The 13735-nt window shown below is 68.8% G+C and carries 12 protein-coding genes; 11 read left to right on the forward strand and 1 reads right to left on the reverse strand.

The annotated features are described in order from the left end of the window. The first annotated feature begins 10 nt into the window (after positions 1 to 10). The 5 genes from KU887_RS07600 to KU887_RS07620 all read left to right on the forward strand — a co-directional run bounded on the left by KU887_RS07600 (position 11) and on the right by KU887_RS07620 (position 5360). Positions 11 to 922 carry a sugar phosphate isomerase/epimerase family protein gene (locus tag KU887_RS07600; RefSeq protein WP_034200676.1) on the forward strand — a complete coding sequence of 304 codons (912 nt, stop codon included), beginning with the start codon at positions 11 to 13 and terminating at the stop codon, positions 920 to 922. A 74-nt stretch (positions 923 to 996) separates the two neighbouring features. Next, positions 997 to 2010, forward strand: a complete 1014-nt coding sequence (locus KU887_RS07605; protein WP_006497760.1) for a Gfo/Idh/MocA family protein — start codon at positions 997 to 999, stop codon at positions 2008 to 2010. A 39-nt stretch (positions 2011 to 2049) separates the two neighbouring features. Continuing rightward, positions 2050 to 2976: a sugar phosphate isomerase/epimerase gene (locus KU887_RS07610; protein WP_258255399.1), complete on the forward strand. Its 927-nt coding sequence runs from the start codon at positions 2050 to 2052 to the stop codon at positions 2974 to 2976. A gap of 32 nt (positions 2977 to 3008) precedes the next feature. After that, a complete protein-coding gene (locus KU887_RS07615; protein WP_006488917.1) occupies positions 3009 to 4181 on the forward strand; it encodes a Gfo/Idh/MocA family protein in 1173 nt (390 codons plus the stop codon). A 294-nt stretch (positions 4182 to 4475) separates the two neighbouring features. Beyond that, positions 4476 to 5360 carry a MurR/RpiR family transcriptional regulator gene (locus KU887_RS07620; RefSeq protein ID WP_006488922.1) on the forward strand — a complete coding sequence of 295 codons (885 nt, stop codon included), beginning with the start codon at positions 4476 to 4478 and terminating at the stop codon, positions 5358 to 5360. Positions 5361 to 5417: 57 nt separating this feature from the next. On the opposite strand, the gene KU887_RS07625 is transcribed toward KU887_RS07620, so the two are convergent. Next, a complete protein-coding gene (locus KU887_RS07625) occupies positions 5418 to 6938 on the reverse strand; it encodes a CoA-acylating methylmalonate-semialdehyde dehydrogenase (RefSeq protein ID WP_006497757.1) in 1521 nt (506 codons plus the stop codon). A gap of 110 nt (positions 6939 to 7048) precedes the next feature. Here KU887_RS07625 and KU887_RS07630 point away from each other — a divergent pair, with 110 nt between their 5' ends. From KU887_RS07630 to KU887_RS07655, 6 genes are all read left to right on the forward strand, one after another. Then, the gene (locus KU887_RS07630; RefSeq protein WP_011545214.1) at positions 7049 to 7984 is read left to right on the forward strand and encodes a LysR family transcriptional regulator; all 936 of its coding nucleotides are present in this window, start codon (positions 7049 to 7051) and stop codon (positions 7982 to 7984) included. Positions 7985 to 8101: 117 nt separating this feature from the next. Continuing rightward, positions 8102 to 8329 (forward strand): sulfurtransferase TusA family protein, encoded by a 228-nt coding sequence (locus KU887_RS07635; protein ID WP_006402122.1) that lies wholly within the window; start codon positions 8102 to 8104, stop codon positions 8327 to 8329. 241 nt (positions 8330 to 8570) lie between these two features. Next, entirely contained in the window at positions 8571 to 9005 is a 435-nt protein-coding gene (locus tag KU887_RS07640) for a hypothetical protein (RefSeq protein WP_034200673.1), read from the forward strand. Positions 9006 to 9272: 267 nt separating this feature from the next. Continuing rightward, positions 9273 to 9977, forward strand: coding sequence for a response regulator transcription factor (locus tag KU887_RS07645; RefSeq protein ID WP_006490421.1), 705 nt, complete (start codon positions 9273 to 9275; stop codon positions 9975 to 9977). Further along, a complete protein-coding gene (locus KU887_RS07650; RefSeq protein ID WP_048988915.1) occupies positions 9974 to 11335 on the forward strand; it encodes a FecR domain-containing protein in 1362 nt (453 codons plus the stop codon). The genes KU887_RS07645 and KU887_RS07650 overlap by 4 nt, the downstream gene beginning before the upstream one ends. A 10-nt stretch (positions 11336 to 11345) precedes the next feature. Continuing rightward, entirely contained in the window at positions 11346 to 13733 is a 2388-nt protein-coding gene (locus KU887_RS07655; protein WP_258255412.1) for a CHASE2 domain-containing protein, read from the forward strand. Positions 13734 to 13735 lie beyond the last annotated feature (2 nt).

Raw genomic sequence — 13735 nt, forward strand, 5'->3', positions numbered from 1 at the left:
AGGACAACCGATGAAGATCGCGCTGGACCCCTACATGATTCGCCATCTGCCGCTCGACCGGCTGCCGCACGCGGTGGCCGAGCTCGGCTACGACCAGATCGAGCTGTCGCCGCGCAGCGACTTTCTCGACTGGTGGGTGATGCCGCGCGCGACGCGGGAACGCATGGCCGCGTTCCGCCAGGCGCTGCGCGCGAGCGGCGTCGGCCTCGCGTCGCTGCAGCCGATGTACCGCTGGGCAAGCCCGTTCGACGACGAGCGGCAATGGGCGGTGCGCTGCTGGAAGAAGGCGATCGAGGTGGCAGTCGAGATGGAGTGCCCGCTGATGGTGTCGGAGTTCGGGCGCGGCGCGTCGACCGAGCGTTCGGTCGGCGAGCGGCCGGGCGCGAACCCGAAGGAGATGTGCGAGGCCGCGTGGTTCCGCTCGATGGACGAGCTGCTGCCGATCCTCGAGCGCGAACGCATCGTGCTGTCGGTCGAGCCGCATCCGGAGGACTGGATCGAGCAGTTGCAGCCGGCGATCGACATCGTCACGAACCTCGGTTCGCCGTCGCTGAAGCTGTCGTACATCGCGCCGCACACGTTCTACTACGGCGACGACATGGCCGCGATGATCGCGCAGGCCGCGCCGATCCTCGCGCACGTGCGCGTGGCCGACACGTTCGACCACCGCAAGAGCAGCCAGCTGCGCTACATCGTGAACCCGCCCGGCTCGAACCAGATCCGCGTGCACCAGCATCTCGACATCGGGCAGGGCGAGATCGACTGGGACGTGTTTTTCCGCGCGCTCGGCGCGGCCGGTTTCGACGGCGTGATGTCGTCGTGCGTGTTCGCGTGGGAAGACCGCGCGGAAGCCTCGTCGCGCTACATGCGCGACGCGATCCAGCGCTACGTCGATCGCCATTTCGATCGCACCGTGCGCTGAACGGCTGATGACCGATGACTGACCGGCGCGGCACGGGCCGCGTCGCTGATGAACGAACGACTGGAGAGAACTGCATGACCTTGCAAATCGGCGTGATCGGCTGCGGCGCGATCGGCCAGGACCACATCCGCAGACTGACCCGCACGCTGTCCGGCGCGCGCGTCGTGGCCGTCAACGACATCGATCCGCAGCAGGCGCGCGATGCGGTGACGAAGTACGGGCTCGACGCCGAGATCTACGGCGACGGCCACGAAGTGGTCGCGGCCGCCGACGTGCAGGCCGTGCTCGTCACGTCGTGGGGGCCGACGCACGAAGCGTTCGTGCTCGACGCGATCGCGCACGGCAAGCCGGTGTTCTGCGAGAAGCCGCTGGCCGTCACGGCCGACGGCTGCATGCGGATCGTCGAAGCGGAAGTCGCGCACGGCAAGCGGCTCGTGCAGGTCGGCTTCATGCGGCCGTACGACGAAGGCTATCGCGCGCTCAAGCGCGTGATCGACAGCGGCCAGATCGGCGCGCCGCTGATGCTGCATTGCGCGCACCGCAACCAGTCGGTCGGCGAGCGCTACACGACCGACATGGCGATCACCGACACGCTGATCCACGAACTCGACGTGCTGCGCTGGCTGCTCGGCGAGGACTACACGAGCGCGCAGGTCGTCTATCCGAAGAAGACGCGCCATGCGAGCGCGCATCTCGCCGATCCGCAGATCGTGCTGCTGGAGACCGCGAGCGGCGTGCGCATCGACGTCGAGATCTTCGTGAACTGCCAGTACGGCTACGACATCCAGTGCGAGGTGGTCGGCGAGCAGGGCATCGCGAAGCTGCCCGATCCGCCCGCCGTCGGGCTCAAGCATGCGGCGCGGCAGTCGGTCGAGATCATGACCGACTGGAAGGAGCGCTTCATCGCGTCGTACGACGTCGAGTTGCAGGCGTTCATCGACGGTGTGCGGCAGGGCGCGCTGACCGGGCCGTCCGCGTGGGACGGCTACGCGGCGGCGGTCGCGGCCGACGCGTGCGTGCGGGCCCAGCAGAGCGGCGCGGTCGAGCCGATCGCGATGGCCGAGCGTCCCGCGTTCTATCGCGGCTGACCCGCGGCTGCGCGCCGCTTACTTGCCGGACCGACCGACATGACGATGAAGATTGGCTGCGCGCCCTGCTGCTGGGGCGTCGACGACGTGAAGAACCCGCACCTGCCGCCGTGGCGGCACGTGCTTGCCGAGGCCGCGCAGGCCGGCTACTCGGGCATCGAGCTCGGGCCGTACGGCTACATCCCGCTCGATCTCGACGCGGTGAGCGCGGAGCTCGAACGGCAACGCCTGAGCATCACGGCCGGCACGATCTTCGACGATCTCGTGTCGCCGGAGAACCTGCCGAACCTGCTGCGCCAGACGCGCGACATCTGCGCGCTGATCACGCAACTGCCGAAGCTGCCGACGCAGGACGGCCAGCGCTACGCGGCGCCATACCTGGTCGTGATGGACTGGGGCCACGAGGAACGCGACTACGCGGCCGGCCACGGCGATCGCGCGCCGCGGCTGTCCGCCGAGCGCTGGGCGCGGATGGTCGACCATATCCGGCAGATCGCGACGATCGCGCGCGACGAGTTCGGCGTGCGCGCGGTGATCCATCCGCATGCGGGTGGCTACATCGAGTTCGCGGACGAGATCGACCGGATCGTCGCCGATATGCCGGCCGACACGGCGGGCCTGTGTCTCGACACCGGCCACCTGTATTACTCGGGCATGGACCCCGAAACGTGGTTGCGCCGCCATGCGGCACGGCTCGACTACGTGCACTTCAAGGATATCGACGCGGCCGTATACGACGCGGTGATGGGCGAGCACATCGCGTTCTTCGCGGCCTGCGCGCGCGGCGTGATGTGCCCGATCGGCACCGGCGTGCTCGACTACCCGCCGATCCGCCAGGCGCTCGTCGACATCGGCTACGCGGGCTACATCACGATCGAACAGGAGCGCGACCCGCGCAACGCCGGCACGAGCCTGCGCGACGTCGCCGCGAGCCGCGCGTTTCTCGCGTCGGCCGGTTTTGCATGATCCCCTGAACCCGCACCAGGAACACCACCATCATGATTGACGGACAGATTCTGCTTGGCCATTCGATTCGCTGGGGCATGGTCGGCGGCGGTCTCGGCAGCCAGATCGGCTACAGCCACCGGTCGGCCGCGCTGCGCGACGGCAGCTTCCAGCTGGTCGCCGGCGCATTCGACCTCGATCCCGAGCGCGGCCGCCAGTTCGGCGTGAAGCTCGGTGTCGCGGCCGAGCGCTGCTATCCCGACTACGCGACGATGTTCGACGCCGAGGCGCGTCGCCCCGACGGCATTCGTGCGGTGTCGATCGCGACGCCGAACAACACGCACTTCGAGATCTGCCGCGCCGCGCTGAACGCGGGGCTGCACGTGGTCTGCGAGAAGCCGCTGTGCTTCACGACCGAAGAGGCCGAGGCGCTGCAGCGTCTGTCGGTCGAGAAGAACCGGATCGTCGGCGTCGCGTACGGCTATTCCGGACACCAGATGATCGAACAGGCGCGCGAGATGATCGCGCGCGGCGATCTCGGCGAGATCCGCATCGTGCAGATGCAGTTCGCGCACGGCTTCCACAGCGAGGGCGTCGAGGCCGCGAGCGCGGCCGCGCGCTGGCGCGTCGATCCGAAGTTCGCGGGCCCGAGCTACGTGCTCGGCGACATCGGCACGCATCCGCTGTACATCTCCGAGGTGATGGCGCCGGCACTGAAGATCCGGCGGCTGATGTGTTCGCGGCAGAGCTTCGTGAAGAGCCGCGCGCCGCTCGAGGACAACGCGTTCACGATCATGGAATACGACACCGGTGCGATCGGCTACGTGTGGTCGAGCGCGGTGAATGCCGGTTCGATGCACGGGCAGAAGGTGCGCGTGATCGGCTCGAAGGCGAGCATCGAATGGTGGGACGAGCATCCGAACCAGTTGCGCTACGAAATCCAGGGGCAGCCCGCGCAGGTGCTCGATCGCGGGATGCCGTACCTCCATCCGCACGCATTGCGCGAAGACCGCATCGGCGCCGGGCATCCGGAAGGGTTGTTCGAGGCCTGGTCGAACCTCTACGCGCGCTTCGCGCTCGCAATGGACGCGGCCGATCGCGGCGACATGGCGGCGGTGAAGGCCATCCGTATTCCGGACGTGCACGCCGGTGTCGAGGGCGTACGGTGGGTCGAGAATTGCGTGCGTTCGGCCGATGCGGGCAGCGTGTGGGTCGACTATCGTTGAAACGGGGGCGGGCCGGCTGCGCCGCGCGTCGTCGCGTTTGGTCGCGTTTGTTCGCGACCGCCGGCCTCGGTAGACGCCCTAATCTTTACGACGCCGCGAGCGCGTTGGACAATCGTTTCCAGTCTTGCCGTGGAGCGTGTGCAAGTGATGATCGAGCGCGTGGGAGCGAGCAGGCGGCGCGGGCCGTGCCGCAAACGTGATTAAATTCGCCCTTCATGCATGTATCCAGTCGAGCCCCGGGCCGCGCCGGCCAGCCACGCGCGCGCACCGGGGCCGTCAACTTCGCGCTATCCGATGAGTTCATCCGAGAAACCTCCCGCCACCGTCGAGGCGTTCCTGCAGCACCTGACGCAGGAGTACGACGGCCTCAGCAATCGCCTGAAGGTGATTGCGCGCCACGTGGAAACGCATCGGGACCAGCTTGGGCTGGAAGGCATCCAGTCGCTCGCGGAGGCCTGCGGCGTGCAGCCGTCGGCCGTCGTGCGCTTCGCGAAGCACTTCGGCTTCTCCGGGTTCTCCGAGATGCAGCGGCTGTTCCGCGAAGGGCTCGCGCAGCAGATCGCGCCGGGGCGCGCGTACAACCTGCGGCTGCGCGACGTGATCGAGGCCGGCTCGTCGAGCCTGCAGCCCGAACAGATCGCCGACGAATTCATCAAGGGCAGCATTGCCGGGATGCAGCAGTTGCGGCAGACGCTCGATTCGCAGGCGCTCGCGCAGGCCGTCGACCTGCTCGCCGATACGCAGGCGATCTGGATCGCCGGGTCGCGGCGCGCGTTCCCGATCGCCGTGTATCTCGACTATGCGTTGCAGCACACGGACAAGCGCATCGGGCTGTTCAGCGCGCTCGGCAGCATGCATCTCGGCCAGATCCGGTCCGTGCGCGAGGGCGACGTGATGATCGCGATCTCGTTCATGCCGTATGCGGACGAGACCGTGCAGGTCGCGCAGCAGGCCGCGCAGCGCGGCGCGCGCTTGATCGCGATCACCGACAGCCGGATGAGCCCGCTCGCGCGGGAGGCGGAAGTGACGCTGATGGTGCAGGACAGCGCGACGTTCGGTTTTCGTGCACTGACGGCCACGATGGGCCTCGCGCAGAGCCTGTTCGTCGCGCTCGCGTACCGGCTCGAGCTGTCGTACCTGCCGACCGCCGACGGCGCGCACGGCACGAAGGCCGGTTGATCCCGGCTGCCGGTGCGCCGTCCGCCGAACGCGGCGGCGGAGGGCGCTCCGGCCGGCTTACTTCGCGGTCGGCATCGCGAATTCGGCGCCCTTGCCGATGCTCGACGACCAGCGCTGCATCACCGACTTCTGGCGCGTGTAGAAGCGCACGCCTTCCTCGCCGTACGCGTGCATGTCGCCGAACAGGCTCTTCTTCCAGCCGCCGAAGCCGTGCCATGCCATCGGCACCGGAATCGGCACGTTGATGCCGACCATCCCCACCTGGATGCGCCGCGCGAATTCGCGCGCGATCCCGCCGTCGCTCGTGAAGCACGACACGCCGTTGCCGAACTCGTGCGCGTTGATCAGGTCGACCGCTTCGCCGAAATCCTTCACGCGCACACAGCCGAGCACCGGCCCGAAGATCTCTTCCTTGTAGATCCGCATGTCGGGTTTCACGTGATCGAACAGCGTGCCGCCGGTGAAGAAGCCTGCCTCGCGGCCCGGCACGCGCAGCCCGCGGCCGTCGACCACCAGTTGCGCACCTTCGTTCACGCCTTGCTCGATATAGCCTTCGATGCGCTTCAACGCTTCGCCGGTGACGATCGGGCCCATCTCGACTTCTGGCGACATCCCGTCGCCGATCACCAGCTTGCGCGCGCGCTCGGCGACGGCCGGCACGATCTTGTCGGCCACGTCGCCGACCAGCACCGCAATGCTGATCGCCATGCAGCGCTCGCCGGCCGAGCCGTACGCGGCGCCGATCAGCGCGTCGACGGCCTGGTCGATGTTCGCATCGGGCATCACGACGAGGTGATTCTTCGCGCCGCCGAGCGCCTGCACGCGCTTGCCCGACTGCACCGCGCGCTGCTGCACGTAGGCCGCGATCGGCGTCGAACCGACGAAGCTGACGGCCTGCACGTCCGGGTGGTCGAGGAGGGCATCGACCGCGCCCTTGTCGCCCTGCACGACGTTGAACACGCCGGCGGGCAGGCCTGCCTGCGTGAGCAGGTCGGCGATGAACAGCGCGGCCGACGGGTCGCGCTCGCTCGGCTTCAGCACGAACGTGTTGCCCGTCGCGAGCGCGACCGGGAACATCCAGCACGGCACCATGCACGGGAAGTTGAACGGCGTGATGCCCGCGACGACGCCGAGCGGCTGGCGCATCGTCCAGTTGTCGATGCCGGTGCTGACCTGGTCGGTGAAGTCGCCTTTCAGCAGTTGCGGCACGCCGCACGCGAATTCGATGATGTCGATGCCGCGTGCGACTTCACCCTGCGCGTCCGAGAACACCTTGCCGTGCTCGGCGGTGATGATCGCCGCGAGCGTGTCGCGGTGCTCGTTCATCAGCTGCAGGAAGCGGTGCAGCACGCGCGCGCGGCGGATCGGCGGCGTGTCGGCCCAGGCCGGGAACGCGGCACGGGCCGACGCGACGGCCCGTTCGACTTCGTCGTGGCCGGCGAGCGCGACGCGGCGCACCGCGCGACCGAGCGCGGGATTGAAGACGTCCTGGAAGCGGCCGCTGCGGCCGGCGACGGGCGCGCCGTCGAGGTAGTGGCCGACGTCGGCGTCGGACGTATAGGCGGGAACCGTGGTCATGCGTGTCTCCTGGGAATAGGGGGTGGACGGAACCTAGTCTAGGCAAAGCGGCAGGGCGCGAGAAGGCCGCGAAACTTGATTCACTGTTCAGAATTCTGAATAATCAGTGGATGAATCAGCAAAATGTCCAGGCGCTCTGGCCGCATATCCATTCGCTGACGGTGCTGGCCGCGGCCGGCAGTTTCACCGCTGCCGCGCAGCGGCTCGGCATCAGCAAGGCCGCGATGAGCCAGCGCATCGCCGATCTCGAAAAGGCGGCCGGCGTGCCGCTCGTGCGCCGCACCACGCGCAGCGTGCGGCTCACCGATGCGGGCCAGACGCTCGTCGACAGCACGCGCGACGCGTTCGAGTCGATCGGCCAGCACTTCGCGCGCGTGAAGGATCTCGCCGGCGAGCCGCGCGGGCTGCTGCGCGTGACGGTGCCGGTCGCGCTTGGCCGCCAGCAGGTCGTGCCGCACCTGCCCGATTTCCTGCGCCAGCATCCGGGCGTACAGATCGAGCTCGACCTGTCGGACCGCCTGCATTCGCTGACGCAGGAGGGCTTCGACCTCGCGATCCGCCATACGACCACCGCACCGCAGACCCACGTCGCATGGAAGCTGTGCGACACGCGTTCGCTGCTGGTCGCGAGCCGCGACTATCTCGACGCGCGCGGCGCGCCGCGCCACCCGAGCGAACTCGTCGATCACAGCTGCCTGTGCTACCTGCGCGACAACGAGCCGGCCGCGTGGAGCTTCGAGCCGGACGGCCGCCGGCGCCAGCGCGTGAGCGTGCCGGTGCGCGGCAGTTTCGCAGCGAACAACAGCGAGGCGATGCGCGAGGCCGCGCTCGGCGGGCTCGGCATCGCGCTGCTGCCGGACTTCAGCGCGCGGCGCGATCTCGACGCCGGCCGGCTCGTCGCGCTGCTCGACGGCTGGCGGCCGTCGGGCGCGTTCGGCGACCACATTTTCGCGATCCGCCCGTACAGCCCGGTCGTGCCGAGCGCGGTGCGCGCGCTCGTGCGGCATCTGCGCGAACGGCTCGCGGGCGGCTTTTCCGGCGCGTGAGCCGGGCGCCGGCGGGCGCCCGGCCGTGGGCGGGCCGGGCAGGTGCCGCGGCGCTGCGGTAAAATCGCGGCTTCCTCCCGCGCCGTGTGTGGCGCGTCATTCGAAGGTCGACAGCCGATGCAGATTCACAAGGAAGTGGACGCGCGCGGGCTCAATTGCCCGTTGCCGATCCTGCGTGCCAAGAAAGCGCTTGCCGATATGGAAAGCGGGCAGATCCTCAAGGTGCTCGCGACCGATCCGGGCTCGCAGCGCGATTTCGCCGCGTTCGCGAAGCAGACGGGCAACGAGATCGTCGAATCGACGACCCAGGACAAGACCTTCGTGTTCCTGATGCGTCGCCGCTGACGGCGCGCGTCGCACGTCCCGCCGCGCCGGGCTCCTGGCCGGCGCGCTTGACCGGCCGCACCTGACCGGGCGCCCCTAGCCGGGCGCCCCTCTCTGACAATTCTTAAACCTCGTTGCGTGACCGGCTGCGTATACTGACCCGGCCGGTCGTCCGCTCCCAGCGGAGGCGCCGGCCACGGTACGTCGTACGGCGGGCACGGGGGCCATGCCTGACGCTACCGTCGTACAACGGGGAGAGGACATGTCCTTCAGACCAGGGACCCTTCGAAGTCCGTCCGGAGCGGAAAGCATTGCGCCCGTGCGCACCTCGGAATTGAGCCGGATCGAGCTCGATCCGCAACAGGACCGCCATGCGCGTGCCGCGCTGGAGGCGTATGCGGATTCGGCCGCGGCCGAGATGCCGTGGCTGGCCGAATGGCTCGACGAACGGCTGCGTGACGCCGCGCGGGACGACGGCTCCGGCCTGACCTACTGCGGTGCGACGATCGAACGCGTGTTCGATCTGGCGCAGGCATGGGCGGCAGGCCAGCCCGACTATGCGGCCCATGCCTGGGAGCGGGTGCGCGACCAGCTGCAGCGGATGCTTGCGCAACCGCCGCTGTCGGAGTCGCCGTCGCCACGCATGCCGATCGACGATTTTGCCGAGCCGGTGGCCGGCATCGCGGGCGCCGAATAGGCGCCCGGTTGCGCAACAGAAAGGATTATTCGAAGAAAGGGCGATAGTCCGCGCAATTTCTTGGCGAATTTCATACTACTATGATGAAATCGCCGGTTCGTCCGTGCCCCGTTTTTGAGATATTTGACCGGGGTCGCCGGTTTGCGCAGGTGGCGCAAGCGGCGAACGACGGCTCGCCGGCCGGTATCCGGACGCCGCGCGCAGGCTGCGCGGCCGGGGCAGGCGCGGGAGCCGGATGGACGAATCGACTTCGATTTGCGGGGTGCTATGAGAATTGCTGTACTGGATGACGATCCGGCCCAGACGGATTTCGTCAGTCAAACGCTGACGGCCGTTGGCCATACGTGCTATGCGTTCAAGGAAGGCAAGGCCCTGAAGAAGCGCCTGCAGCGCGAGACGTTCGATCTGCTGGTGCTCGACTGGAACGTGCCCGACATGTCCGGCGAGGAAGTGCTCAAGTGGGTGCGCGCCAATCAGACCGAGCACAGCCTGCCGATCATCTTCATGACGAGCCGCGATGACGAGGCGGGGATCACGCAGATCCTCAACGCCGGAGCCGACGATTACGTGGTCAAGCCCGTGTCGGGCCCGATCCTGCGCGCGCGCATCGGTTCGCTGCTGCGCCGCGCGTATCCGGTCAACGCCGAGGCGACCGTCCGCGAATTCGACCAGTTCCGTTTCGACGTGAACCTGAAGCAGGCGTACGTCGGCGACAAGGCCGTGAGCCTCACGCAAAAGGAATTCGAGCTCGCGCTGCTGCTGTTCCAGCATCTCGACCGGCCGCTGTCGCGCGCGCACATTCTCGACCTCGTGTGGAAGCAGGCGACCGACATCCCGTCGCGCACGATGGATACGCATATTTCGATGCTGCGCACCAAGCTCGGCCTGCGGCCCGAAAACGGCTACCGTCTGGCGCCGATCTACGGGTACGGCTACCGGCTCGAGCGGGTCGGCCAGGGGGAACCGGAGTGACCATGCGAATCACGCAGCGCACGGCGAGTGTGCGCACGGCGGCGCTGCGCGCCGCCTGCGCGGTCGCGTTGGCGTTCACCGCGCAGCAGGCCGCGGCGCAGCCGCCCGCCGCCGCGGGCAAGATGGTCGTCTATCGCACGCAGGCGGGCGACACGCTGTACGACGTCGCCGCGCGCTACCTGCAGGGCGCGGACGACTGGCAACTGCTCCAGCAGATCAACGGCGTGCCGGCGCCGAAGCACCTGCAGCCCGGCGTCGCGCTGAAGCTGCCGGTCGCGCGGCTACGCAAGGAAAAGCTCACCGCACGCGTGATCGCGGTGCAGGGCACGGCCGAGCGCGCGTCCGGCGCGGCTTTCGCGCCGCTCGCGAACGATGCGACGCTCGCCGAAGGCGACCGCGTGCGCACCGGCCCGAACGGCTTCGTGACGATCGAGCTGACCGACGGCACGCACATGAGCCTGCCGCCCGACAGCCAGCTCGACCTGAAGTCGCTGCGCCGCACGGTGCTGACCGGCACGCTCGATCGCGAGTTCGAACTCACGCGCGGCTCGGTCGACAGCGAAGTCACCCACCTGAAGAAGCGCGACGACCGCTTCCAGATCCGCTCGCCGTCGGTCGTGGCCGGCGTGCGCGGCACGCGTTTTCGCGTGAACTACGACGCGGCCGGCAATGCGGCGACGCGCGTCGAAGTGCTCGACGGCACCGTCGGCGTCGCGGGCGGCCGGCAGCCGGCCGGCGCGACCCTCGTGCATGCGAACTTCGGCAGCGTCGCGACGTCGTCCGGCGCGGTCGGTGCGCCCGTCCAGCTGCTGGGCGCGCCCTCGCTCGCGCATCCCGACAAGGTGCAGGACGAGCCCGATGTCGCATTCGACGTTGCGCCGCTCCCGCAAGCGCACGCGTATCGCGTGCAGCTCGCGCACGACGCGGGGCTGCTCGACCTGTTCCGCGAAACGCGCACCGATTCGCCGCGTGCGGTGTTCCGCGACGTGCCGAACGGGAATTACTTCGTGCGGATCGCCGCGATCGATGCGAACGGCCTCGAAGGGCTGCCGCGCACCTATGCGTTCGAGCGCCGCGTGATGGGGCTCGACGCGAGCGCGTCGCAAGGCGCGGGCGGTTACGAGTTCCGCTGGTCGCCGAACGGTTCGGGCAAGGGCGCGCGTTACCGGTTCGTGCTGTCGCGCTCGAAGGACCTGAGCGCGCCGGTCGTCGACCAGGTCGGCCTGCACGCGCGCCAGATCACCGTCGCGCACCTGCCGCCGGGCGACTATTTCTGGGCCGTGACCGTCGAGGAATTCGAAGGCGGCAAGTTCTACGAGAAGACCAGTCCGGTCAGCGCGTTCACGTTGTCGCGCTGACCCGCGGCGCATGAAACCCGACTCCGTTTCTCCGCGGCGGCGCCTCGGCCGCCGCTTCCTGATCGAATGGATCGCGATCGGCTGTCTCGGGATCGCGGTGATTCTCGCGTGCGCGCTCGGCCGCCTGTCGTCGAGCGTCGACGGGCTGATCTACGACCGGCTGCTGATGCTGCGCAGCCTGCCGCTGTCGCCCGACGTGGTCGTCGTCGACATCGACAACCAGAGCGTGTCCGCGCTCGGTCGCTGGCCGTGGCCGCGCGACGTGCATGCACGGCTGCTCGACACGCTCGCGCGCGCGCAGCCGGCCGCCGTCGTCTACGACGTGCTGTTTACCGAACCGTCGCCGGAGGATCGCACGTTCGCGGATGCGATGAGCCGCGTGCCGACTTTCCTGCCGGTGCTGTTGAGTCCCGAGCAGGCGGACGGCACGCGCTCGGTCGATCCGCCGGTCGCCGCGCTCGCCGCGCGCGCGACGGGGCTCGGCCATATCAATCTCGAAGTCGATCGCGACGGCATCGTGCGCAGCGTCGCGCTGTTCGAAAGCGACGGGCGCGTGCGCTGGCCGCAGCTGATGGTGCCCGTCTATCGGGCGATCCAGGCCGGCCGGCTGCACCCGGGCGGCGGCGTGCCCGGCGCGAACGCGCACGACCTGTCGCGCGATGCGGCGGGCGACGGCCGCTACCTGATCCCGTTCAGCCGCAATACGCCCGCGTATCCGACGCTGTCGTTCGACGACGTGCTCGAAGGGCGCGTGAAGCCCGACGCGCTGCGCGGCAAGATCGTCGTCGTCGGCGTGACCGCGTCGGGGCTGTACGACCGCTTCGCGACGCCGGTGTCCGGCGAGTTCGGCCCGCTCGCCGGCGTGTACATCCATGCGAACGTGCTCGACATGCTGGCAACCGGCAGCGCGATCTCGCCCGCGTCGCGCGCGGGGCTGTTCGTCGCGTCGCTGCTGCCGCTCGCCGTGTTGCTCGGCGGCTTCCTGATGCTGTCGCCGTGGCGCGCGCTGCTGCTGACGCTGAGCCTGGCCGCGCTCGCCGTCGTCGCGAGCCTCGTGCTGCTGTTCGAGGCGCGCATCTGGCTCACGCCGGCGCCGGCGATCTTCGGGTTGATTGCCGTCTACCCGATCTGGAACTGGCGGCGGCTCGAAATGACGATGTCGTACCTGCGTCGCGAGCTGCAGAAGCTTGCCGACGAACCGCACCTGCTGCCGGAGGCGCCGCGTACGCGCAGCGTCGGCGGCGACGTGCTGGAGCGGCAGATGGCGCTGATGGCGCAGGCCGCGCAGCGCGTGCAGGACATGAAGCGCTTCGTGTGGGACAGCCTCGACAGCATGCCCGAGCCGATCTTCGTGACCGATCTCGCGGGCACCGTGCTGATCGCGAACCATGCGGCGAAACGCTACGGGTCGCGGCTCGCGTTGCCGCTGCCGGAAGGGCGGCCGCTGCGCACCGCGCTTGGCGAGCTGACGTTCATGAAGACCGTCGACGGCAACGCCGAGCACGACGCGGCGATCCGCGAGCACTGGCCGGCCGTGCTCGATCCGACGCTCGAGGCCGAGCACGACGCGATGGCGCGCGGCATCGAGGTGCGCGATCGCGACGGGCTCGACCATCTGCTACGCTACGCGGCGTGTACCAACGCGCAAGGGCGCGTGACCGGCTGGATTGCCGGCCTCGTCGACGTGACCGAGCTGCACGCGGCCGAGCGGCAGCGCGAGGAAGCGCTGCACCTGCTGTCGCACGACATGCGCTCGCCGCAGTCGTCGATCCTCGCGCTGGTCGAGATCGAGCGCGACCGCGTCGAGAGCGACGCGATGCGCGGGCTGCTCGCGCGGATCGAGCGCTATGCGCACCGCGCGCTGTCGCTCGCCGACGAGTTCGTGCAGCTGGCGCGCGCCGAGTCGCAGGCGTACCAGCTCGAGGTGACGAGCCTCGTCGACGTGCTGATCGATGCGAGCGACGAGGTGTGGCCGCAGGCGCAGGCGAAACACATCCGCGTCGAGACCGGCGTGGGCACCGACATGTGCTGGGTGCGCGCGGACCGTTCGCTGATCACGCGCGCCTTCGTGAACCTGCTGAACAATGCGGTCAAATACAGTCCGTCCGACACGGTGATCACGTGTACGCTGACGGTCGAACACGCATCGAGGCGGATGTTCTGTACGATTCGCGATCAGGGGTACGGCATTGCGCCGGAAGATCAGCGGCATCTGTTCGAGCGTTTCAAGCGATTCCATGCCGGCGAGCGGCCCGAAATCTCGGGTTCCGGGCTCGGCATGGCGTTCGTGAAGACGGTCGTCACGCGCCATGGAGGCAGCGTGTCGGTCGACAGCGAAGTGGGTGTCGGCACCGCGGTGACGGTGTCGCTGCCCGCGATCGACGAGCCGTCCGCCTGACA

Origin of the sequence: Burkholderia sp. EMB26, from assembly GCF_024730645.1 — a bacterium.
Taxonomy (GTDB): domain Bacteria; phylum Pseudomonadota; class Gammaproteobacteria; order Burkholderiales; family Burkholderiaceae; genus Burkholderia; species Burkholderia cenocepacia.